Source organism: Mitsuaria sp. GD03876 (assembly GCF_029840635.1).
In the GTDB taxonomy this organism is placed as follows: domain Bacteria; phylum Pseudomonadota; class Gammaproteobacteria; order Burkholderiales; family Burkholderiaceae_C; genus Roseateles.
Genome location: NZ_JAOCCU010000035.1, coordinates 39636 through 62501 on the forward strand (window position 1 = coordinate 39636; position 22866 = coordinate 62501).

20 protein-coding genes and 1 pseudogene are annotated in these 22866 nt (G+C 70.7%); 3 read left to right on the plus strand and 18 right to left on the minus strand.

What is annotated here, in order from left to right; all coding sequences use genetic code 11:
• Positions 1-96 precede the first annotated feature (96 nt).
• The 5 genes and pseudogenes from N5D62_RS20330 to N5D62_RS20350 all read right to left on the minus strand — a co-directional run bounded on the left by N5D62_RS20330 (position 97) and on the right by N5D62_RS20350 (position 4399).
• A complete protein-coding gene (locus N5D62_RS20330; RefSeq protein WP_279759711.1) occupies positions 97-738 on the minus strand; it encodes a DUF4136 domain-containing protein in 642 nt (213 codons plus the stop codon).
• 238 nt (positions 739-976) lie between these two features.
• Positions 977-1984, minus strand: a complete 1008-nt coding sequence (ttcA, locus tag N5D62_RS20335) for a tRNA 2-thiocytidine(32) synthetase TtcA (protein WP_279759712.1) — start codon at positions 1982-1984, stop codon at positions 977-979.
• Between the two features lie 4 nt (positions 1985-1988).
• On the minus strand, positions 1989-2357 hold the full coding sequence (locus N5D62_RS20340; RefSeq protein ID WP_279759734.1) for a dihydroneopterin aldolase: 369 nt from the start codon (positions 2355-2357) through the stop codon (positions 1989-1991).
• Between the two features lie 84 nt (positions 2358-2441).
• Positions 2442-3413, minus strand: a pseudogene (locus N5D62_RS20345) (FAD-dependent oxidoreductase); the annotation flags it as partial.
• A gap of 155 nt (positions 3414-3568) precedes the next feature.
• Positions 3569-4399 carry an APH(3') family aminoglycoside O-phosphotransferase gene (locus tag N5D62_RS20350; RefSeq protein ID WP_279759713.1) on the minus strand — a complete coding sequence of 277 codons (831 nt, stop codon included), beginning with the start codon at positions 4397-4399 and terminating at the stop codon, positions 3569-3571.
• A 56-nt stretch (positions 4400-4455) separates the two neighbouring features.
• Here N5D62_RS20350 and N5D62_RS20355 point away from each other — a divergent pair, with 56 nt between their 5' ends.
• Together N5D62_RS20355 and N5D62_RS20360 are read left to right on the plus strand one after the other, a co-directional pair.
• Positions 4456-4926, plus strand: a complete 471-nt coding sequence (locus N5D62_RS20355) for an NUDIX domain-containing protein (RefSeq protein ID WP_279759714.1) — start codon at positions 4456-4458, stop codon at positions 4924-4926.
• Between the two features lie 12 nt (positions 4927-4938).
• Positions 4939-5508 carry a hypothetical protein gene (locus N5D62_RS20360; RefSeq protein ID WP_279759715.1) on the plus strand — a complete coding sequence of 190 codons (570 nt, stop codon included), beginning with the start codon at positions 4939-4941 and terminating at the stop codon, positions 5506-5508.
• Positions 5509-5521: 13 nt separating this feature from the next.
• Here the strand turns inward: N5D62_RS20360 and N5D62_RS20365 are convergent, their stop codons facing one another.
• The 6 genes from N5D62_RS20365 to N5D62_RS20390 form a co-directional block, all read right to left on the minus strand.
• Positions 5522-6043, minus strand: a complete 522-nt coding sequence (locus tag N5D62_RS20365; protein ID WP_279759716.1) for a GNAT family N-acetyltransferase — start codon at positions 6041-6043, stop codon at positions 5522-5524.
• 108 nt (positions 6044-6151) lie between these two features.
• On the minus strand, positions 6152-6739 hold the full coding sequence (locus tag N5D62_RS20370; protein ID WP_279759735.1) for a sulfoxide reductase heme-binding subunit YedZ: 588 nt from the start codon (positions 6737-6739) through the stop codon (positions 6152-6154).
• Between the two features lie 110 nt (positions 6740-6849).
• Positions 6850-7836 carry a protein-methionine-sulfoxide reductase catalytic subunit MsrP gene (gene msrP / locus N5D62_RS20375; RefSeq protein ID WP_279759717.1) on the minus strand — a complete coding sequence of 329 codons (987 nt, stop codon included), beginning with the start codon at positions 7834-7836 and terminating at the stop codon, positions 6850-6852.
• A gap of 121 nt (positions 7837-7957) precedes the next feature.
• Positions 7958-9376 (minus strand): c-type cytochrome biogenesis protein CcsB, encoded by a 1419-nt coding sequence (ccsB, locus tag N5D62_RS20380; RefSeq protein ID WP_279759718.1) that lies wholly within the window; start codon positions 9374-9376, stop codon positions 7958-7960.
• 1 nt (position 9377) lies between these two features.
• Positions 9378-11510, minus strand: coding sequence for a cytochrome c biogenesis protein ResB (locus N5D62_RS20385; protein ID WP_347881828.1), 2133 nt, complete (start codon positions 11508-11510; stop codon positions 9378-9380).
• Between the two features lie 158 nt (positions 11511-11668).
• On the minus strand, positions 11669-12292 hold the full coding sequence (locus N5D62_RS20390) for a c-type cytochrome (protein ID WP_279759719.1): 624 nt from the start codon (positions 12290-12292) through the stop codon (positions 11669-11671).
• Positions 12293-12815: 523 nt separating this feature from the next.
• Between N5D62_RS20390 and yihA the strand changes: the two genes are divergently transcribed.
• Positions 12816-13517, plus strand: a complete 702-nt coding sequence (gene yihA / locus N5D62_RS20395) for a ribosome biogenesis GTP-binding protein YihA/YsxC (protein ID WP_279759737.1) — start codon at positions 12816-12818, stop codon at positions 13515-13517.
• Between the two features lie 49 nt (positions 13518-13566).
• Here yihA and N5D62_RS20400 read toward each other — a convergent pair whose 3' ends face one another.
• The 7 genes from N5D62_RS20400 to N5D62_RS20430 form a co-directional block, all read right to left on the minus strand.
• Positions 13567-15918 (minus strand): patatin-like phospholipase family protein, encoded by a 2352-nt coding sequence (locus N5D62_RS20400; RefSeq protein WP_279759720.1) that lies wholly within the window; start codon positions 15916-15918, stop codon positions 13567-13569.
• A gap of 88 nt (positions 15919-16006) precedes the next feature.
• Positions 16007-18100 (minus strand): DUF1631 family protein, encoded by a 2094-nt coding sequence (locus N5D62_RS20405; RefSeq protein WP_279759721.1) that lies wholly within the window; start codon positions 18098-18100, stop codon positions 16007-16009.
• A gap of 367 nt (positions 18101-18467) precedes the next feature.
• Positions 18468-20105, minus strand: coding sequence for a chaperonin GroEL (groL, locus tag N5D62_RS20410; RefSeq protein ID WP_279759722.1), 1638 nt, complete (start codon positions 20103-20105; stop codon positions 18468-18470).
• 181 nt (positions 20106-20286) lie between these two features.
• The gene (locus N5D62_RS20415) at positions 20287-20577 is read right to left on the minus strand and encodes a co-chaperone GroES (RefSeq protein WP_279759723.1); all 291 of its coding nucleotides are present in this window, start codon (positions 20575-20577) and stop codon (positions 20287-20289) included.
• A gap of 165 nt (positions 20578-20742) precedes the next feature.
• Positions 20743-21255, minus strand: a complete 513-nt coding sequence (locus N5D62_RS20420; protein ID WP_279759724.1) for a DoxX family protein — start codon at positions 21253-21255, stop codon at positions 20743-20745.
• A complete protein-coding gene (locus N5D62_RS20425; protein WP_279759725.1) occupies positions 21252-22007 on the minus strand; it encodes a DNA-binding domain-containing protein in 756 nt (251 codons plus the stop codon). Before N5D62_RS20425 ends, N5D62_RS20420 begins: the two co-directional genes overlap by 4 nt.
• Positions 22004-22855, minus strand: coding sequence for a DUF692 domain-containing protein (locus tag N5D62_RS20430; protein ID WP_279759726.1), 852 nt, complete (start codon positions 22853-22855; stop codon positions 22004-22006). The genes N5D62_RS20425 and N5D62_RS20430 overlap by 4 nt, the downstream gene beginning before the upstream one ends.
• Positions 22856-22866 lie beyond the last annotated feature (11 nt).

A 22866-nucleotide genomic window follows, 5' to 3' on the forward strand; every position in this document is an offset into this window, starting at 1 on the left:
GGAGAAACCGCGATTATCGGGGCCGGCCCGTGACGCGGGTGCCGCGCCGCGGTGACCGGTTGTCGCCGGAGTCGGGCGCCCGGAGGCGCCCGTCGCTCACTTCGAGCCGGGCAGTTGCACGCTGACGCGGTGCGGCTCGGGACGGGTCTGCGGGAAGTCGGTCAGCGAGGCCTCGAACAGCGCGCCGAACAGCTCCTTGCCGCCTTCGGTGAGCCCGTCGTTGGAGGCGCGCGCCTCGTACAGCGGCTCGTTGCTCTTGCGGTCGCGCAGCAGCATCGCGACCTCGCGGTCGTAGCGGCGCTCCATCATCGGATCCATCGGGTACGCGTAGCCCCAGCGGCTGTAGTACGGGCGCCAGGCCGGGCCGTAGCGCCAGCCCCAGTAGCTGCCGTTCCAGCGCCACCACAGCGGATCGTCCCAGGGGGCGGGGCCGGAGCGGGTAATGCGCGCGCCCAGCGAGACGACGACGTCGGACTGCTTCGGATCGGCGGCTTCGGTGAAGCCGGCCTTGAGCAGCGCGCCGCGGGCGGCGTCCTCGAGCGCGGCCTGGTTGGCCTCGTTGCGCTGCTGCGAGGGCAGCCGCTCGAACGCGAAGCTGCCGGGCTGGCGGCCGGCGGGCCAGCTGCCGAAGGTCTGCGCGTCCGCGGTGACGGTATTCAGGCCGGCGCAGCCCGCGAGGGACAAGGCCGCCGCCGCCCCCAGGCTCAGCAGGGCGATTCGACGATTCAAGGTGAACATGGTGACCTCCAGTCGGATACCGCGATGGGTCGTCGACCAGGGCAGTTGCTGCGCCCGGCGACGCCGATCGTCGGCGTGACGGTGCAACGATTGTGGCCCGAGCCGGTTGACCCGCGCGTGCGGAGCGCGTGACGGTGCGGTAAGCGGCGGGTTTCTCTTCGTTGGAAAGCGCGAAGCCCGGCGCGGGGCCGGGCTTCGGGGGGGGCTCGCATCGGGCGAGGGCGCGAAAGGGCGGCGCTCAGTCGTCGCTGGCGGCCGAGTAGGCCTCGCCCGCGTCGTCGACCGGCGCGGGGATCGCCTGGCCGGGACGCACCAGCGTCACGACGCCGGCGGCCGGCGCCGGGGTGCCGCACTGCTCGTCCTCGTCGAAGGCGATGTCGCCGTCGGCGACCGGCGCGCCGGTGGCCTTGATCGTCTGGAACGGGAACAGGTTCTTGTCCAGCATGTGCGAGGGCACGATGTTGCCCATCGCGGTGAACATGTTGTCGACGCGGCCGGGGAAGCGGCGGTCCCAGTCCTGGAGCATCGCCTTGACGGTGGCGCGCTGCAGGTTGGGCTGGCTGCCGCAGAGGTTGCACGGAATGATCGGGAACTCGCGGTGCTCGGCCCAGCGCTCCAGGTCGGATTCCTTCACGTACGCCAGCGGGCGGATCACGACGTTCTTGCCGTCGTCGCTGACCAGCTTGGGCGGCATGCCCTTCATGCGGCTGCCGAAGAACATGTTCAGCATCAGCGTGGTGACGATGTCGTCGCGGTGGTGGCCCAGCGCGATCTTGGTCGCGCCGAGCTCGCCGGCCACGCGGTACAGGATGCCGCGGCGCAGGCGCGAGCACAGCGAGCAGGTCGTCTTGCCCTCGGGGACGAGGCGCTTGACGATCGAGTAGGTGTCTTGCTCCTCGATGTGGAAGTCCACGCCGCGCGACTTCAGGTAGGCGGGCAGCACGTCCTCGGGGAAGCCGGGCTGCTTCTGGTCGAGGTTGACGGCGACGATGTCGAACTTGATCGGCGCGCGGTCGCGCAGGTTGATCAGGATGTCCAGCAGCGAGTAGCTGTCCTTGCCGCCGGACACGCAGACCATGACCTTGTCGCCGTCCTCGATCATGTTGAAGTCGCCGATGGCCTGGCCCACCTGGCGATGCAGCCGCTTGGAGAGCTTGTTCATCTCGTGGGCGTGCTTCTTGGCGGCGGCGTCCGCGGCGGCCTGTTCAGTGGCGGCGGCGTCTTGGATCAGGGTTTCGGTCGTCATGGGGTCACCATTGGCCGCATTCGGCGGAGATCGCGACTTGGCAGTCGGGGAAGATTTCGAGCTTGGTCACCTTGATGCGCACGCCCACGACGCCGGCGAGCTTCATCAGCCGGACGCAGAGCTTGCCCAGCAGGGCTTCGAGGAGGTCGGTGTGCTCGGCGGTGCACTCGTCGATGATGATGGTGCGCACCCGGCGGTAGTCCAGCACGTGGCCGATGTCGGCATCGCGCGAGACGATGGTCTGGGCGCCGAGGTTGACCTCGGCGTCGACCTCGATGGGCTGCGGGCCCTCGCGCTCGAAGTCGAGCACGCCGAGGTTGGCGCCGAAGCGCAGGCCCTTGATGTGGATGACCTGGCGGTTGGTGCGGCGCAGCGCCGGCGGCGGCTGCGATTCGCGCAGCGGGCGCAGGAAGGCCTCGATCTGCTTGGCGGCGACGACGCCGTCGCCCAGCGCGGTCTGCACGCAGGGATGCTGGCGGCCGCTGGCGTCGCCGGCGACGAACAGGCCCAGCACGCCGAAGCGGGGTTCGTCGCGGAACGGCTGCGACGGCGCGGTGACGCCGGCGCGCTGCAGCGCGTCGGCGACCTGCAGCCAGGCGGAGGCCTCGGGCTCGTAGCCGAGCAGCACGGCCACGTGGTCGAAGCGTTCCTCGCCGTAGGCCTTGGACGTGACGGTGACGCCGTCGGCGGCGGCGTTCACGGCGGTGGGCAGCGACTGGGCGGGCCGGCGGCGCAGGCCGGGCGCGCCGTCGAGCTGCTGGATCAGGTGGGTCTGGGCGCGCCAGTCGGAGCGCGACCACAGCGTCACCGCATGGCCGCGGACGGCGAGGTACAGGGCGTTCTCGATCGCGTTGTCGCCGCCGCCCAGCAGCAGGACCTTGCCCGGCGGGAGGCGGTCGCGGACGGCGGTCAGCTCGATCGCGTCCATCACGCGGTCGTGGCGGTCGCCGGCGGGGTAGAGCGGCAGCGGATGACGCGGCGTCAGCCCGGTGGCGAGCAGCAGCGAACGGGCGCGCAGCGGGCGCAGGCCGGTGGCGTCGCGCGATTCCGGCGCGCCGGGGGCGTTGGCGGCGAAGGCGGGGCCGCCGTCGAAGTAGAGCGTCCAGCCCTGCTCGGCCTGCCAGTCGAGGTGGTGGACCGTCTGGCCGGTCAGCGCGTGGACGCCGGACTGGGCGGCGGCGTGGCCGGCGTAGCGCTCGCCCAGCTCGGCGAGGGACTCGGCGGGCGAGCCCAGCAGCCAGTCCTGCCGGTAGTCCAGCGGGCGCAGGCTGTCGCACAGGCGCGGGGCGCGCTCGATCAGCGCGACGCTCAGGCCCAGCTGCGAGAGCCAGCTCGCGGCGCTGCAGCCGGCCGGACCGCCGCCGACGATGGCGGCGTCGACGAGCGCGGGCAGGCTGGCGGGCTGGCGGTCTGGCGTGGGCTGGGACATGGGGAAGGGGGCGTGGCGGCGGCCGGGGTTGGCCGGAGCAAACCGGGGATTATCCCGGATGGGCGCCGCCAGCGGCCATCCGGGGCCTTGCCGCCCGCCGCCACGGGGCGCGGGCGGTGACGGGCTTCACGGGTGAGGCGGGGAGGGCGGGGGCGTCAGAAGCACTCGTCCAGCAGCAGGTGGAACTCGAGCTTGCGGGCGTCCAGGGCGCCGAGGCCATAGGCGTCGAAGAGCACCTGCCGGAGTTCCGGGCCGAACTCGGCGAAGCTGTTCGAGAGGATCGCGAGGTCGTGATAGCGGTCGGCGACGCCGGCGCGGCCCAGGTCGATGACGCCGGTGACCTCGCCGCCCGCGTCCATCAGCACGTTGTCGAGCGAGAAGTCGCCATGGCACAGGACCGGATCCTCGGCCAGTGGAAGCAGCGCGGTGAGCGCGGCCCAGACCTGCTCCGCGGTCCAGCCCAGGCGGGGTTCGTCGAAGTCGCTGGTGTCGATCAGGCCGGCCTCCAGCCGCTGCCGGGCGACGGCGAGCTGAAGCCGGTGACTGGCGTTGAACGGGCAGGCCTCGATGGGTTGCCCATGCAGGCGGCGCAGGAAGCGGCCGAGCGCGGCGACGATCGCCGGCGCGTTGGCGGGGTCATCCTCCAGCCACTCGTAGGCGGTGCGCCCGGGCAGGGCGCGCGTGAGCAGCCAGGCCGTGCCGTCCCGCCATTCGAAGTGCTCGACGGCGGGCACCGGCCACCGGCCGGCGAGCCACTGCAGCCGCGCGAACTCGTCGGCGATGGCGGTCGCGACCTCACCGTCCCCTTGCTTGAGATACAGGTCCGGCTGGCCGGCCAGTTGCACGCGATGCACGAGGGCGCCGGCTTGGCCGACGAGGTTGCGGCCCCATGCGCCGCCCGCCAGCCTGGCCGCGAGCGACGCTGGTAACGCGGGCGTGGCGGCGGGGGCTTCTCGTTCGGAATCGATCTCGGCGTCGTGGGTCATGAAGCGCGTTGGCGAGCGGGGAACGCGCGAGTATCGGCCGACGACAATCGCCGCCCATGACGACGTCCCCCGACTCCCTGCGCCGACGCCCGTCGTCGCGCCTGCTCGTCCTCGATCCGGAGGCGAACCTGCTGCTGTTCCGGTTCGTCCACAAGTCGGGGCCGTTGGCGGGGCAGGACTTCTGGGCGACGCCGGGCGGCGGCGTGGAGCCGGGCGAGTCCTTCGAGGACGCCGCGATCCGCGAGCTCAAGGAAGAGACGGGCATCGTCGTGGACGACGTCGGCTCCCCGGTCGCGGAGCGCGCGTTCGTGCTCCAGTTGCCCGACGGCGAGCACGTCTGGGCGCAGGAACGGTTCTTCGTCGTCCGGGCCGCGAGTCGCGCGCTCGCACGGGACGACTGGACGGCGCTCGAGCGCGAGGTGATGGCCGATCACCAGTGGTGGTCCGCCGCCGAACTGGCGTCGACGACGGCGACGGTGTGGCCGGAAGGACTGGCCGAGCTGTTGCAACGAGCGCTGAACGGCTGACGGAGGGGCGACATGGCGCAATTGCTGCACGAGGTGTGGGAGACGCCGGACGAGCACGGCCAGTGGCTGCCGAGCCTGCTGCTCGCCGGTCCGGACGGGGACGGCGCACGCGCGATGCACGAGCCGGGCGCGCGCCTCGTGACGACGCTCCGGGCGGGCAGCACCTTCGAGGCGATGACCCGCTTCTACGCGCTGTACGACTGGGGCGCTTGCACGACCTCTCACGAGGCGGACTTCGAACCCTACCCGGATGACTGGGCCGCCCGCCAAGGATCGGCGGCGGAGATCAGGACGCATCTGAAGGTGGGTTGGCACCATGAAGACGCTGCGTATCCGGTCCTCTACTTCTGCGAACTCGACGAGGAGCGCTACGAGGTGCGGAAGGTCGAGGTGTTCGCCGATGGCCGCATGGCCTATGCCCAGGAGGGCGAGGAGGTTGGAGGCAGTTGGCTCGGTGAAGCGCCGGCACCGAGCGCTGCCGAGATCGACGCCGACCCGGAGTTCCAGGTCCTTGGCTTCAGCGCGCGCGAGTTCGAACGTGCCTGGTCCGCCGCGGTGGCCGGACAGCGGTGGCCGGTCTAGGGCCGCGTGACCGTCACCGCCCCGGCGCGCGGCACTCGAAATACAGCATGTCTTCCCACTCGCCGTCGAGCTGGAAGCTGCGTGTCGAGCGGCCGAACTCGGTGAAGCCGTTGCGCTGCAGCACCGCCACCGAGCCGAGGTTGCCCGCGCGTGCCTTCGCCTCGACGCGGACCAGTCCGAGTTCGCCGAACGCCTTGTCCAGCACGAGCTTCACCGCGGTCTTCGCGTAGCCCTTGCCGTTCTCGGCTTCGGCGATGCGGTAGCCCAGTTCGCACGAGTGGTAGTGCCGGCGGCGCAACTGGCTCAGGTTGATGCGGCCGACCAGCGCACCGGCCAGGTCCCGGATCAGGAACTGATGGCCGGCGTCCGCGGCCGCCTCGCGTTGCGCCGTCGCGATCGCGGACTCGATGCCGCCGTCGGCGTAATACGCGGCGGGCCGCGCGTTGATGCGGGACTCGAAGAAGGCGCGGTTGTCGAGCTCGAAGCGGCGCAGGTCCGCGAGGTCACGGTCGGAGACGGGATGCAGGCTCAGCATGGGCGGCGAGCATAGCGTCGGGCCACGTCCAGCGACGGCCTCGACCCCGCCGTCTGGCGACGCGCGGGCGTCAGGCGCGCCGTCCGATGTCCGGCGGTGTTCCCGCGCTCAGCGCCGCAGCCGCCGCCACAGCCGCCATCCCAGCAGCACCGCCAGGATCGCGCCGTACACCGCGGGTTCGGCGAAGTTGTTCTTGCCGGCGCGCATCCAGATGAAGTGCATCAGCCCGATCACCGCGATCGCGTAGACCAGCTTGTGCAGCAGCTGCCAGCGCGGCGCCCCCAGCGCCTTGATCGCGCGGTTGAACGAGGTCGCCGCCAGCGGCACCAGCAGCAGCCAGGCGGTGAAGCCCATCAGGATGAAGGGCCGCTTGCCGATGTCCTTGAGGATGTCGGCCAGGTCCAGCCCCTTGTCGAGCCAGCCGTAGGCCAGCAGGTGCAGGCTGGCGTAGGTAAACGCGAACAATCCCAGCATCCGCCGGAAGCGCGCCAGCGTCGGCTGGTTCGTCCAGGTGCGCAGCGGCGTCACCGCCAGCGTGATCCACAGGAAACGCAAGGCCCAGTCGCCCAGCCCGCGGATCAGCGTCTCCGCCGGGTTCGCGCCCAGCAGGTCCGGCGCCACCGTCGCGCCGTACACGTACCACCCCAGCGGCAACAGGCACAGCACGAACAGCACGACCTTCGCCGCCGGATGCATCAGCGGATGGCGCCGGGCCGGGGCGCGGCGCGGTGGCGATGTCGTGGTGGTGGGGGAAGTCGGTGCGGAAGTCATCGGCGATGGGCTGGCGGGGGCGGCGGGCGTCGCGATCAGAAGTTCTTCTTCAGGTCCATGCCGGCATACAGCTGGCCGACCTGCGCTTCATAGCCGTTGAACATCAGCGTCTGCCGGCGCTTGGCGAACAGGCCGTCCTCGCCGATGCGGCGTTCGGTGGCCTGGCTCCAGCGCGGGTGGTCGACCTGCGGATTGACGTTGGAATAGAAGCCGTATTCCTGCTGCGCCGCCTTGGTCCAGCTGCTCACCGGCTGCTTCTCGACGAAGCGGATCTTCACGATCGACTTGGCCGACTTGAAGCCGTACTTCCAGGGCACCACCAGGCGCAGCGGCGCGCCGTTCTGGTTGGGCAGCACCTCGCCGTACAGGCCGAACGCCATCAGCGTCAGCGGATGCATCGCCTCGTCCAGGCGCAGGCCCTCGACATAGGGCCAGTCCAGCACGCCCGAGCGCACGCCCGGCATCTGCGCCTTGTCGGCCAGCGTCGTGAACTCGACGTACTTGGCCTTGCCGGTCGGCTCCGCCTTCTTCAGCAGCTCCGCCAGCGAGTACCCCACCCACGGGATCACCATCGACCAGCCCTCGACGCAGCGCAGCCGGTAGACGCGTTCCTCCATCGGGGCGGCCTTGAGCAGGTCGTCCAGGCCCCAGCGGCCGGGCTTGGCGCATTCGCCCTCGATGACCACCGACCAGGGCCGCGGCTTGAGCGTGTGCGCGTTCTCCGCGGGATCGGACTTGTCGGTGCCGAACTCGTAGAAGTTGTTGTACGAGGTGACGTCCTTGTAGGCCGTCAGCTTCTCCATCACCGCCGCGCCGGCCACCGCGCTCTTGCCGCCGGGCAGCTTGGCCAGCTTGCCGGGCCCGGCGGTCTGGGCCTGGACCGAGGCGCCGCTCAGCCCCAGGCCGGCCAGGCCGATCGCGCCGGCGCCCTTGAGCCAGTCGCGGCGCGCGCCGTAGACCTCGCGCGGGGTGATCTGGGAAGACGGGATGCGCTGGCCGTCGCGGGGCTTGTGGAAATGCATGGCGGACCTTCGGGGGGAGGAAGGCTCGAACCTTACGCCAGGCGAAGCCGCTTGACATGAGGTCGCGCTTAAGGTCCCCCGGCCCGAGGGGGCGGCGCGCCGGAGCGGCCCGCCGGCTGCCTTACAGCGTCCCGTACGAGTGCAGCCCCGACAGGAACATGTTGACGCCCAGGAAGGCGAAGGTCGTGACCAGCAGCCCGATCAGCGCCCACCAGGCGGAGACCACGCCGCGCAGGCCCTTCATCAGCCGCATGTGCAGCCAGGCCGCGTAGTTCAGCCAGACGATCAGCGCCCAGGTCTCCTTCGGGTCCCAGCTCCAGTAGCCGCCCCAGGCCTCGGCGGCCCAGAACGCGCCCAGGATGGTCGCGATCGTGAAGAAGGCGAAACCCAGCGCGATCGCCTTGTAGGCCAGGTCGTCCAGCGTCGGCAGCGCCGGCAGCCGCGCGGTCAGCGGGCGGCGCAACGCGACGCTCGCCGCCAGGAACACCGCGACGCCGGCCATCTTGCCGGCCCAGCCGTCCAGGCCGGCGGCGGTCTCCGGGTTCACGTTCGCGCCGAAGCGGAACGCCAGCAGCACCAGCACCAGCCCCACCGGCACGCCGATCAGGCCGATCACCAGCGCCCGCAGCTTCTCGGTCTTCAGCAGCGTCGCCAGCGCGACCATCGCCGCCATCGCGAAGCTGCCGTAGCCGATGAAGTTCGCCGGCACGTGGATCTTCATCCACCAGCTCTGCAGCGCCGGCACCAGCGGCTGGATCTCATGGGCCTCGCGCGCCACCGTGTACCAGAGCAGGAAGCCGACCGCCGCGCTGACCACCAGCATCACGTACGCGCCCAGCGCCCGCGTCGCGAAGCGCTGCTCGTAATAGAGGTACATCAGCGTGGTCAGCCACGTGAACAGCACGAACACCTCGTAGAGGTTGCTCACCGGGATGTGGCCGATGTCGGGCGCGATCTGATGGCTCTCGAACCAGCGCACCATCGTCCCGATCAGCGCCATGCCCACCGCGCCCCACGCCAGCCGCGTGCCGATCGCCTCGGCCGCGCTGTGGCCGGCGGTCTTCTGGAAGAAGCCGAGCCAGTAGAACAGCGTGCTCATGAACACCAGCACGCTCATCCACAGGATCGCGCTCTGGCTGGACAGCAGGTACTTGAGGAAGAAGACCTTGTCGGCGGCCGCGAGGTCGGCGCCGAAGGCGTCGGTCTGGCGCAGGTAGAGCTGGATCGCGAACAGGCTGGCCGCGCCGACGATCAGGCACAGCGGCCGCAGCGGCCGCCAGAACCAGCCCAGCGCGATCAGCGCCGGCGTCGCGCAGGCCAGGATGCCCTTCTCGTAGACGTCCATCGACGCCTGGTAGCGGCTGAACGCGAATCCGGCGCCCACCAGCACCAGCGCCGCGAAGAGCCAGTCGAACGCGTTGCGGCCCTGGAAGTAGCCGTGCTTGCCGATGACCAGCGAGCGCGCCGGCGTCCCCTCGGAGCCCGCGGAGGGCGACGAGGGCAGCTCGGACGGGTCCGCGGTGGTGGTGGTGCTGTTCATGTCAGGCCTCCTCATGCAGCAGCCGCTGCTTGAGCGATTCGAATTCCACGGGCAGGTCGGGCGTGTCGCGATTGCTGGACAGGGCCATGCGCACGCGGGTCTGTTCGGGCCGGCCCGGCGCGGCTTCCAGCCACAGCCACAGCCGGCGATCCTTCACGTAGAGCATCGCAAAGACGCCCACGATCAGCAACACGGCGCCCAGGTAGACCAGCGTCTGCCCAGGGGCACGCGTCACCTGGAAGACGCTCGCCTGCACCTGCTGGAAGTCGTCCAGCTGGATCAGGACCGGCGCCGGATAGAACATCGCGTCCGACAGCGACAGCACGGCCTGCGTCATGAACGCCTGCGTCGCCTCGCCCGGTTCCGGACGCGCGCGGCCGAGCTGTTCCTCGGCCTGCTTGTGGAGTTCGAACAGGCTGCCGTTGAGGATGCGCAGCAGCACCTCGGAGACGCGGGCGCGCTCGGGCTCGGGCACCTCGCGCTCGATGAACTGCGACAGCGCCGGCAGCCCGCCGATCGCCGCGCCCTGCGCCGGCGTGTCGGCCTTCAGGCCCTCGGCGCCAGCGAACAGCGTCAGCGTGCGCAAGGCCGTCGCCTCCAGCTGCGCCTGCATCGCCGGCTTGTCCTGCGGGCTGGCGGCCAGCGCGTAATGCTTGGCCGCGAGCAGGCGCTGCGCCGGATCGGCCAGCACGCGGCGCAGCGCCAGCCAGCCCTCCAGGCTGTCCTTGCCGTCCACCGGCACGCGCAGGTAGCGGAAGTTGTCCGCCAGCGTGTCGCGCACGCCGAGCAGGTAGACGCGGTGGCCGTCGAGCTCCACCGGCAGCATGTAGTTGTTGTACTCGCGCGCCTGGCCGCTGGTGTCGCGCAGCTTGTAGCTGAACGACGGGCCGACGTTGCGCAGCGTCTTCTTGTCGCTGGTGTTCGCGCCCGAACCCAGGTGCTGCTCCAGCCGGCCCACCAGATCGACCTTGCGCACGTCGGTGCCGTTCTGGCCGTCGCCGGCGAAGTTCTCGACGTTGATGACCCGCAGCCCGGTGAACTCCAGGCCGTAGGACTCGCCGTCGGCGGTGAGCGTGGTGGTGGCGCCGACGCGGCCGGCCAGCGGCGTGTCGTGCGCCGCCTGCAGCGCGCGCAACTGGAGCTTGAGCGCCGAGCCGCCGTCCTCGAAGCTGCTCTGGTACAGCGTCACGCCGCGGTGGGTGACCGGCTCGTTGACCTTCACCGTGGCCGTCGTCGTCGAGCCGTCGCGCTTGTCGTGGATGACGATGTCGCTCGCGAACAGCTTGGGCATGCCGGTCGCGTAGTACTCGACGATGAACTTCTTGAGCTCGACGTCGAAGGGCAGGTCCTGCACCACCACGCCGTTGGGCATGGACAGCAGCGCGGTCGACGAGCGGCTGCCTTCGGGCACGTAGAGGTTGCCGCGGAAGCTGGGGTTGGACGGGCTCAGCCGGTTGACCGGCGCCATCTGGTTGAGGTCGGCGCCCTGGTAGACCTGCTTGCCCTGCGCCCACATGATGGCGCGCACGACCAGGTCGCCGTCGAACAGCCCGCCCAGGCAGATCAGCACGATCGCCGAATGCGCCGCCAGGTAGCCGATCTTGTGCGCCGAGCCCTTGCGCGCGCCGATCATCACGCCGCCGTTGCGCACCTGCGCGCGGGCCTTCCAGCCCTCGGCCGACAGCCAGGCGTTGACCTGGCCCAGCGCCGCCTCGGGGTTCATGTGCAGGTAACCGAGCGCCTTGTGGCGAAAGGCCTGGATCGCCTGCTCGCGCATCGACTCCTTGTAGGTCTTCAGCTCGCGCAGGATCTTGGGCGCGTGGCGCGCGATGCACAGGCTGGTCGACACGACCAGGAAGCCCAGGATCAGCAGGAACCACCAGGCGCTGTAGACGGTGTAGAGATCGAGGCGGCCGAACAGCTCGGACCAGAACGGGCCGAACTGGTTGACGTAGTTCGTCATCGGCTGGCGCTGCTGCACCACGGTGCCGATGACGGAGGCGATGCACAGCACCGTCAGCAGCGCGATGGCGAAGCGCATCGACGCCAGCAGCTCCATCGCCTCGGCCAGCGCGGCGCGGGCCGCCTGGGCCGGCGGCCGGCCGACGGGACTCTGGGGGGACTTCTCGGTCATGGGGCGCGATTGTCGTCGTCCCGCATGACGGACCGGGTGAGCGCCGGTAAATGCGAAGGCCGGTGATCGGTTCACCGGCCTCGTTCGTCGGGACTGCGGACGGGGTGTGCGTTAGGCGTGCCGTCGGAGCGGCTCGGGCGGGAAAACCGGCGCCGCGCTCAGCGCAGGCCGGCGATGTAGTCCGAGACGGCCTTGATCTCGCGGTCGCTCATCTTGGCGGCGATCGCCAGCATCTGCGGGCTGTTCGGACGGCCGCCGGCGCGGAACGCGGTCAGCTGGGCCTCGGTGTAGTCGCCGTGCTGGCCGCCCAGGCGCGGGTACTGGGCGGGGATGCCGGCGCCGTTGGGGCTGTGACAGCCGGCGCAGGCCGGGACCTGCTTGTCGGCGATGCCGCCGCGGTAGATCTTCTCGCCCAGCGCGATCAGCTCCTTGTTCTTCGCGAAGCCAGGCTTGGCGCCCTTGCTGGCGTAGAACGCGGCGACGTTGCGGATGTCGTCGTCCGACAGCGGCGCGGCCATGCCCGACATCACCGCGTTCTTGCGCTTGCCCGACTTGAACTCGTGCAGTTGCTTGGCGAGGTAGTCGGCGTGCTGGCCGGCGATGATGGGATTGGCGGGGCTGCCGCGGGAACCGTCGGCGGTGTGGCAGGCGGCGCAGACCTGGGAGCTGATCGCCTGACCCTTGGTCAGGTCGGGCTTGGCGGCTGCTGCCTGGGGTTCGGCGGCGATGGCGGCGCCGGACATCAAAACCATGCTCGACAACAAGAAAGCGGCAGTCTTCATGAATGTTGAGGGTCGGGTGAGCGCAAGCGCGGGATCTTACAATGGCACCTCTTTTGAGCCCCGCAGCGCGATGACCGATTCCAACAAGAAACCCGCTCCCGCGGCCCCAGGGAAACCCGCAGGCCGTGGCGCGGGACGCGCCGGAGCGTCGAAGAAGAAGCAAGGCCCCGGGAAAACCGGCATGCGCGCGGCCGCCAAGGCGCGCGCGAAAGCCAACGAGAAAGCCAAGGCGCAAGGCCTGCCCCCGCCGGTCAAGCCCGCCAGCACCGTCCCGCTGACCCCGGGCAAGCGCGCGTTGACCTGGACCCACACCGCGCGCTTCCTGACCACCGCCAGCCAGCTCAAGCACCTGCCGGTGAACGGCGTGCTGCCGGCGGACGCGCGCGCCGCCCAGGAGGCCCTGGACGCCCAGGCCGCGCCGGACGCGGACCTGGACGACTTCGACGACGAATTCCTCGACGACGCCGATGTCGGCGCCCCCGAGGCCGACGCCGGTTCCGCCGTCGCCAGCGAGGGCGAGGCGCTGGCGCAAGACCTGCCCCCGCGCCGCCTGCCGGAGATCGCCTTCGTCGGCCGCTCCAACGCCGGCAAGTCGACGGCGGTGAACACGCTGGCGCAGCAGAAGCGGCTGGCCTTCGCGTCCAAGACGCCGGGCCGCACGCAGCACATCAACCTGTTCGCGGTCGGCCCGCGCGACGCGCCGGACGCGCTGTTCGCCGACCTGCCGGGCTACGGCTACGCGGCGGTCGCGCGCGACGCCAAGCTGCGCTGGCAGCGCGTGATGGCCGACTACCTCGGCCAGCGCGAATCGCTGTCCGGCGTGGTGCTGATGGTGGATTCGCGGCTCGGACTGACCGACCTCGACAAGCAGCTGCTGGAGTTCGTCTCCGACCGCGTCACCGCCGGCGAGGTCAGCCTGCTGGTCGTGCTGACCAAGTCCGACAAGCTCAACCGCAAAAAAGGCGCGGCGGTGCTGGCGCAGGTGCAAAAGGACCTGGCGGTGCTGGCGACCGAGGACTCGGACATCGCCGTCACGCTGTTCTCGGCGCTGAACAAGCAGGGACTGGAGGACGTGGCCGAGCTGCTCTACGACTGGGCCCACCGCGAGCCGGACGAGCCGTCGGACGAGGACGGCCTCGACGGCGAGGACGGGTCGGACGGCGATGAGGCCGGTGAAGAAGCCGGCGATGAGGCCGGCGACGCCTCGGACGACGCCGGCCGCTGACCGCTGACCACCGACCGCGGCGCCGGGAGGCGCCGGGCCCGCCCGCCCGTCAGGGCCGGCCGATGAACACGTACAGCGCGGTACCGCCCTTGGGTGCGTAGCCGATGCCGACGTACAGCGGGCCCAGGCCGGTGTCCGAGCCCAGGAACACGCTGCTGGCGTAGCGCATGTCCTTGACGCTGATGTCGCGGCGCGAGAGCCAGGTGTTGCCCGCCTCCAGCGTGCCGCCGACGAAGAAACCGCGCGAGAACAGCGGCGAGTCGTTGAGCCGGCGGTAGTAGGTGGCCCGCGTGAACAGCAGCGAGTTGCCGCTCAACTGGTTCGGCTTGTAGCCCGAGAGCTGGTGGAAGCCGCCCAGCGTGTCGCCGCCCAGGCCGGTGTCGTCGGGCTGCTGCGACGCCACGGCGCGCGCGTACAGGCTGACCGTGTGGCCGCCGAAGCTGCGCACCACGTTGCCGTCCATGTTCAGCCGCAGGAAGCGGCCGCTGCTGAGGTTGCGGTTGTCCTGGCGGCCGCCCTGCGCCTCGCCGGTGAAGCGGTAGCCGTGCTGCGGGAAGTTGGCGTAGTCCAGCTGGTCGACGACGGTGCGCAGCCGGAAGCCGCGCTCGTAGCTGGTCCAGCGCAGCTTGCCCATGTCGGGCAGCAGCACCGTGATCAGGTCCGGCCGCGCGTGGCGGATCTGGCTGATCACGCCCAGGCGCACCTCGCCCAGGCGGCCCCAGGGCTGGCCGATGTCGATGCCGATCGACGCGTCGCGCCGCACCAGCCGCGCCTGGCCGAGGTTGGCGTCGTCCGGGTCGTTGTTGCCGTAGACGATCTGCTTGCGCTGGCGGGCCTCGGCCCAGGCGCTGGCGAACCAGTCGTCGGCGATGCCCAGCTTCAGGCCCAGCGGGTGGTACAGCTCGGTGTACAGGCGCGGGGTCTCGCCGATGGTCACCTGGTTGCGCCACTCGGTGCCCTTGTCGGTCAGCCAGTGCCGGTTGTGGCTCACCCGCAGGTTGAAGAAGCTGTCGCCGCCCGAGTCGGTCGACAGGTCCATCCCCACGCGGAAGTAGTTCGGCCCCCAGGGCTTGTCCTCCATGTTGAAGACCAGCGTCTCGCCTTCGGCGCGCTGCTCGACGTGGTAGTCGACGCGGTTGTAGTCGCCGCTGGAGGACAGGGTGCGCATGTCGCGCTCGGCCGTCTCGTTGTTGAAGGGCTGGCCCGCCTTCGACTCCAGCTGCGAGCGGAAGCGCTCCGGGTTGGTGTTGTCGGAGCCCTCCAGCTTCACCGCCGCCAGCATCACCGCCGGCACCTTCAGCCCGGTGCGCGCGACCTGCCAGTCGGCGTAGGTCCGGTCGTCGACGGCATAGCGGCGCAGTTCCGGCAGCAGCGCCTCGGCGGCGTCCTCGCCGGCCTGGATGAAGGCGCGCACCTTGTCGAAGTCACCCGAGGTCAGCGTGCCCAGCTTGGGCGTGATCAGCAGGTCCTCGCCGGCGCTCATGCTGGCGATCGAGCGCTGCACGTTCTGCTCGGTGAGGATGTTGATCATCTGCGCCGTCAGCCCGATCAGCGAGTTCAGCGTCTCGCGGCCGCCGACCGGCGTGCCGACGTTGACCGCGATCAGCCGCGTCGCGCCCATCTCGCGGGCGACGTCCACCGGCAGGTTGTTCACCAGCCCGCCGTCGCCCAGGATGCGGTCCTCCCACTCGACCGGCGCGAACACGCCGGGCACGCTCATGCTGGAGCGCAGCGCCAGCGCGAGGTCGCCTTCGGCGAGCAGGCGCTCATGGCCGTTCTCCATGTCGGTGGCGACGGCGCGGAACGGCGTGGGCAGCCGGTCGAACTGGCGCACGTTGCGCACCGGCAGCGTCAGCCGCCGCAGCAGCGCCTCCAGCCCGCGGCTGGACAACGTGCCGGTGGGCACGCGGATCTCGCCGTCGCGCAGCCCGAACTCGATCGTCGCGGAGAACTCGAAGTCCTCCTCCTTGCGGCGCTGCGACAGGTCCTGGCGGTCGACGCGGCTGGCGAAGAGCCGGTCCCAGGCGATCCGGGTCAGCTCGCGCTCGAGGTCCTCGGCCGACATGCCGCTGGCGTAGAGGCCGCCGATGATCGCGCCCATCGAGGTGCCGGTGACGATGTCGACGGGGATGTGCTCGCGCTCCAGCACCTTGAGCACGCCGACGTGCGCCAGGCCGCGGGCGCCGCCGCCCGACAGCACCAGGCCCAGCCGCGGGCGCTGCGCCTGGTCGGCGGCCGGCGTCGGCACCGGGCCGGGCGGCGGATTGGGCGGGACGGTCTGGGCGAGGGCGGCCGGCGCGGTGACCGCGCCCAGGACGGCGGTCAGCGCGGCGGCCAGCAGCAGGCCACGCAGGCGGGGTCGGCGCGCGGCGGCGCTTGGGGCTCGGGGATCGGCGGACATCGGGAGGCGGTACGGCCCGCGGCGACGGCGCGAGGCGGGCGCATTGTGACCCGAACCGGCCCGGCGCACGGGGCCGGGATCGTGTCCGTCAGTGATCGGCGCCGTCGGCCGGCGCGCGGTCGAGGTCCAGCATCAGCGTGCCGATGGCGCGCTGCAGCAGCGGCTCGTCCTCGAGCTGCGTGATCAGGCCGTTGGCGATCAGCTGTTCCAGCGCGCCGCGCGTCACCGAGTGGCGCTCCTCGGGCAACTGGCCGATGAACAGGAACATCTGGCGGCTGTCGCTGATCCACGCGATCTGCGCGGTGACCCATTCGCTTTGCAGGAACAGGTGGTACCAGCCGCCGATCTGCAGGCCGGCGATCCAGTCCTGCAGCGCGGCGCGCGCGTGCGGCGAGTGCTCCTCGTCGTAGAGCGCGACCGGCACCGTCGGCAGCTGGCCGCGGTCGACGCGCTCATAGGCCCAGCGCGAGGGCAGCTGCGATTCCCGCTCGTCGAGCAGTTGCTGCAACAGCTCCTCCGGCGTCAGGGCCGGGCGGCGCGGCGCCGGCGCGGCCGGGGCGGCCTGCTCCACCGCCGGCAGCCCGCGCAGCACGCGGCCGTGCTGGCGCATCAGCTCGTCCAGGAAGGTCTGGCGCTGCATCGGCGGCAGCGCGATCTCGTCCATGCCGCGCTCCAGCGCGCGGACCAGGTCGGGCAACTGGCCGCGCAGGCGCTGGCGCGCGGCCTCGTCCGGCTGCGGCGCGACGCTGTGCAGCAGCGCGTCGACCAGCTCGACATAGGTCTGCGGTTCCGACGCGTCGCGGCCGTGCTGGACCATCGCCTGGGCGATGACCTCCACCCAGGGTCCGAGCAGGAAACGCCGCATCAGCTTGCCGGCCTGCGCGTCGTCGAGCTGGTGCTGCAGCTGGTCGCGCAGCATGCGCTGCCATTCCTGGCGGCGCTGCTCGCGGTCCAGCCGCTCCAGCGCCAGCGCGCTGCGCTGGCCGCGGGCCTCGGCCTGGGCGCGGATGTGGCTGTCGACCTGGGTGAGCGCCTGCTGGAACTGCAGCGCCGACGGATGGGCGCTGTCGAGCAGCGGCTGGATCACCCGCTCCAGGAACTGGAGGAAGGCCTTCAGCTCGGTGTCGTCCGCGCGCTGGAAACCGGCGCCATGCGCGGCGATGCGGTTCAGCAGCTGCCAGGTCGGGTGGTCCTGGCGGCGCAGCAGCGTCGAGTCGGCGCGGGACAGCCGCACGATCGCGACCTGCAGCCGGCCCATCAGCACCTTCAGCGGCGGCTGCAGGCTGTCGTCGGCCAGGATCTGGTCATACAGGCGCGAGAGCAGGTCGGTGCCCGGCGCGCCGACGCCGGGACCCAGCCGCGGCGCCGGGCCGGGGGGCGCGGCCACCGCGGTGCCGCCCGCCGCCGGACGCACCGGCATGCGGGCCGGCGCGAGCTCGGCATTGCGCGTGTTCATCAGGTCCAGCTTCATCGCGACCTGGTCGAGCGTCGCGTTCTGCGTGGTCGGCGCCTCGGTGATGCTCTTGAACTGGCGCAGGCGCAGGTCCGATTCCTTCAGCGCCGCGCCATGGCTGGTCAGCATGCCGCTCAGGTGCGCCTGGCGCAGGCCCATGCACAGCCGGGCATAGATCGGCTGCAGCTTGATCGCCAGCGGCTGCGCGGCCAGGCGCATCAGCGCGTAGCGGCCGTCGGGATCGAGGTCCACGCCCTCGATCGCGCGCGCCAGGCCCTGCGCGAACAGCGCCGCGCGCAGCGGGTTGTCGTTCTTCAGCGGGCGGGCGATGCCGCGCAGCGCGGCGAAGAAGTTGCTGAGCTGGTGCAACTCGGCCTTGGACTGGTCCTCGATCGCGGTGATCACATGCGAGAGCGCCACGTCCTTGAGCGCCTGGCCCTCGTCGACCAGGCTCAGCGACAGCTCGCCGAAGCTGGCCGGGGCCGCGCGCTCGCGCTGCAGCGGGTCGCCGCCCTCGCGCGCGATCGACAGCAGCCGGCCCAGCGAGCCCTCGAGGTCCGAGGCGAAATGCGCGCGCCGCTTGGACCATCCGGCGAGCAACTGGTGATGCTCGAGCCGGCTCTTGAGCTCATCCTGCAAGCCGTTGTAGACCGCATGCGCCAGCGCAGGCACATGGGCGAGGGTCTCGTCGACCAGGGTCTGGAGGGAAGGCGAGGACGCTTGGGACATCATTTGTGACAAGTTGTCAGCACATTATGGTCGCCCCTGATTCATGTGACATCCCCCAGGCCCGTGGGGCCGTGCGACCTGGGGAAAGCCCGATGGCCGCGCGCCGGGAGGGGCGGCGGGTCGGGACGATTCTGGGCGAAAGGCGCGCGCCGAGGCGGCAATGCGGAAGCCCGAAGCGTATCCAAGCGCAACAGTCCGAACCGATGGCGGCACCGCGCCGGATGCAACTTCCCGTGCCTGGCGCGAAGGGATGGCGCGGCAGGCGAAAAGTCCGGCGTCATGAAAAAAGGGGTCGCCGAAGCGACCCCTTGCTTGAGCGTGGCGGGGGAGGGCGCGAGCGCCTGCCCCCGGCCGGCCCGGGCGGACCTTACATGTCCATGCCCATGCCGCCCATGCCGCCGGGCATGGCGGGCGCGGAGGACTCGTCCTTGGGCGCCTCGGCGACCATGCACTCGGTCGTCAGCATCAGCGACGCCACGGAGGCGGCGTTCTGCAGCGCGGTGCGGGTGACCTTGGTCGGGTCCAGGATGCCCATCTCGATCATGTCGCCATAGGTGCCGTTGGCGGCGTTGTAGCCGTGGTTGCCCTTGCCGGCCAGCACGTTGTTGACGACGACCGAGCTTTCCTCGCCGGCGTTGTAGACGATCTCGCGCAGCGGGGCTTCGATGGCCTTCAGGATCAGCTTGACGCCGGCGTCCTGGTCGGCGTTGTCGCCCTTGATCTCGCCAGCGGCCTGACGGGCGCGCAGCAGCGCGACGCCGCCGCCGGCCACGATGCCTTCCTCGACGGCGGCACGGGTGGCGTGCAGCGCGTCTTCGACACGGGCCTTCTTCTCCTTCATCTCGACTTCGGTGGCGGCACCGACCTTGATGACGGCCACGCCGCCGGCCAGCTTGGCCACGCGCTCTTGCAGCTTCTCGCGGTCGTAGTCGCTGGTGGCTTCCTCGATCTGGGCGCGGATCTGCTTGACGCGCGATTCGATGTCGCCCGCGGCGCCGTTGCCGTCGATCAGGGTGGTGTTTTCCTTGCCCACTTCGACGCGCTTGGCCTGGCCCAGGTCAGCCAGCGTGACCTTCTCCAGCGACAGGCCCACTTCCTCGGCGATCACCTTGCCGCCGGTCAGGATGGCGATGTCTTCCAGCATGGCCTTGCGGCGGTCGCCGAAGCCCGGGGCCTTCACGGCGACGACCTTCAGGATGCCGCGGATGGTGTTGACCACCAGGGTGGCCAGCGCTTCGCCGTCGACTTCTTCAGCAATGATCAGCAGCGGGCGGCCGGCCTTGGCGACGGCTTCCAGCGTCGGCAGCAGGTCGCGGATGTTGGAGATCTTCTTGTCGTAGAGCAGGACGAAGGGGTTGTCCAGGATCGCCGACTGCTTTTCCGGGTTGTTGATGAAGTAGGGCGACAGGTAGCCGCGGTCGAACTGCATGCCTTCGACGACGTCCAGCTCGTTGTTCAGGCTCTTGCCGTCTTCGACGGTGATGACGCCTTCCTTGCCGACCTTGTCCATCGCCTCGGCGATGATCTGGCCGATCGAGTCGTCGGAGTTGGCCGAGATCGTGCCGACCTGGGCGATTTCCTTGGACGTCGTGGTGGCCTTGGAGGCCTTCTTCAGCTGTTCCACGAGGGCGGCCACGGCGCGGTCGATGCCGCGCTTGAGGTCCATCGGGTTCATGCCGGCGGCCACGTACTTCATGCCTTCGCGCACGATGGCCTGGGCCAGCACGGTGGCGGTGGTGGTGCCGTCGCCGGCGTTGTCCGAGGTCTTGGAAGCGACTTCCTTGACCATCTGGGCGCCCATGTTCTGCAGCTTGTCCTTGAGCTCGATCTCCTTGGCGACCGAGACACCGTCCTTGGTGACGGTGGGGGCGCCGAACGAGCGCTCCAGCACCACGTTACGGCCCTTGGGGCCCAGCGTGACCTTGACCGCGTTGGCCAGGATGTTCACGCCTTCGACCATGCGGGCACGGGCCTCGCCGCCGAAGACAACGTCTTTTGCTGCCATGTGTATCTCTCCGAAATCTGATCTATGAATTGACTGCCACGCCAAGCGCTCGGGTCGTTGCCGAGGAAAGCGTAGCGAGCGGTGTGCTGGCTAGGAGGCAGGAGCGGAGGGACCGGAGCGACCTTGAGGTCGTGAGGATCCCGAGCACCGCCCGACGACGCCAGCGCGCCGCGCAGTAGCTTTACTTGGCGACGACGGCGAACAGGTCTTCTTCGCGCATCACGAGCAGTTCTTCGCCGTCGACCTTGACGGCCTGGCCGCTGTACTTGCCGAACAGCACGCGGTCGCCGACGGCGACGTTCAGGGCGACGAACTCACCCTTGTCGTTGCGCTTGCCCGGGCCGATGGCCAGCACCTCGCCCTGGTCGGGCTTCTCGGCGGCGTTGTCGGGGATGACGATGCCGGAGGCCGTCTTGGTTTCGTTTTCCAGGCGCTTAACGATCACGCGATCGTGCAGAGGACGCAGTTTCATCAGATCTCCTTGACTGTGCTGACTTGATTCCTGGACCCGCCGTGCGCTCATCGCACCGGCCAGCCCATCACAAGAAGTAAGCCCCGGGAGTCGCCTCTCGGGGCTTGTTAGCACTCGACCCATGCGAGTGCTAGCAGGGAGATTATATGGACGGGCCTTGACGTTTCAAGGGTGTCGGACGGAACCCCGGAACAGGACATGGTCCAGCGACCACCGCCCCGGGCCGCGGCCCAGCAGGTAAAGCATGGGCGCCGCCCAGCTCAGGTGGGTGGGCCAGCCCGACGGGTAGACGAAGGTCTGGATCACCGCCGTCATCCCCAGCACGCCCGCCGCGGCCAGCCGGGTGCCCAGGCCCAGCGCCAGCAGGATCGGCAGCACGTGCTCGGCGGTCGTGGCCAGGTAGGCGGCCCATTCGGGCGGGATCAGCGGCAGCGCGTAATCCTGGCGGAACAGCAGGAAGGTGGTGTCGGTCAGCGTGAACCAGCCCTCGACCTTGGTCCGGCCCGACAGCCAGAACACGCCGGCGATGCTGAAGCGGCAGGCCAGGGCGATGAGGTCGGGGGAAATCCACCGTTCCAGCCGGTCGCGGATCGCGGCCAGCAGCGAGGGGGCGGTCGTCAGCGACGACGGGGCGCCGGCGGAGGCGGAGGACGAGGTGGTCGGGGTGATGGTGTTCATGAGGACATCTCCGTGACGGCGGTGAAGGCGCCGTGGTCGAGCAGGCGGCCCAGCGCGGCGCCGGGGTCGAAGTCGGGAAAGCGGGCCTGGACGGCGTCGAGCGCCGCGCCCAGCGGCATTCCGTCGGCGCAGGCGTCGAGCAACGCGGCCTCGGCGGCATCGATCGGATGCGCGCGCACCGCGCCGGCGGGGCGCGTCATCAACGCGCCTTCGCCGTCCCAGTGCGACGGGTTCGGGTCGTCGGCGGCGTCACGCGCCGCCCGCCACAGGCTGAAGGCCGGCCAGCCGGCGCTCCAATGCCACCGGGCCGCGGGATGCGGCACCAGCCGCGAACGGGCGAGGCGGTCATCGCCGGCCTGCGCCAGCGCGGCGAACTCGCGCAGGCCGAGCATCGGCGCATCGGCGGCGACATGGCTGTCGCTCCAGAGCCGGTCGAGCCGCGCGACCTCGCCGAGCCAGGGCAGGTCCGAGTCCGCCAGCGCCTGGTCGAGGAACGCCGGGAAGCGCTCGCCGTAGTGCTGCAGGTCGCCGCCGGTGGGCGGCGCCAGGCGCGCGTGGTCGAGCGCGACCGCCTGCATCCAGGCGTCGCCGGTCAGCCGATGCACCGCCGGGTACAGCGAGACCAGCGCATCGGCGCAGCCCTTGAGCACGGTGTTGCGGTAGACCTTGAAGGCGGCCGGCCGGGGCGCGGCCGGGTCGGCGTCGGCCCACAGGTCGCGCCAGAACGCTTCCTGGAATTCGACGAGCGTCATGCGACCTCCATCGGCGTGGCGACCGCGGCGGCCGCGTCGAGCGCGTCCTGCGCCCGGCCGCGTTCCGCGATCAAGGTGTCGAAGGACGGGAGATTCCCGTCGCGCTCCAGCAGCGTCGGCCGCGGGCCGATGCGGGCGGTCAGACGCTCGAGCAAGGCCCAGACCGGCGGCGCGACCGGCGCGTCGTGGCTGTCGATCAGCAGGCCGGTGGCGGCGTCCGCGTCGGCGCGATGGCCGGCGACGTGGATCTCCATCACCGCGTCGCCGTCGATCGCGTCGATCCACGCGTCGGCGTCCAGTCCGACGTTGCTCGCCGACACGAACACGTTGTTCACGTCGACCAGCAGGCCGCAGCCGGTGCGGCGGACCAGCTCATGCAGGAAATCGACCTCGCCCCAGTCGTGGGCGAGGGGCAGGTAGTGGGACGGGTTCTCGATCGCGACCCGGCGGCGCAGCGCGTCCTGCAGACGCTGCAGGTTGTCGGCGACGCGGCGCAGCGCCTCGCCGGTGCGCGGCACCGGCAGCAGGTCCGGCGCGTAGGCGCCGCCGAAGCGGCTCCAGGCCAGGTGCTCCGACACCAGCGCCGGTTGCAGCCGGTCGGCCAGCGCGGCGAAGCGCTGGAGGTGGGCCGGGTCCGGCGGCGCGGCGCCGGCCAGGGAGGCCGACACCCCGTGCAGCGACAGCGGATGCGTCGCGCGCAGGGTCTCGAGCAGCGCCAGGCGCGGGCCGCCCGCGACGAGGTAGTTCTCGGGATGGACCTCGAACCACAGACCCGCGTCGCGCGCGGCGAACGCGTCCTCGGCGAAATCCGGCTTGAAGCCCAGGCCCGCGCCCAGCATGCGTGTCATGGCGCGGATCC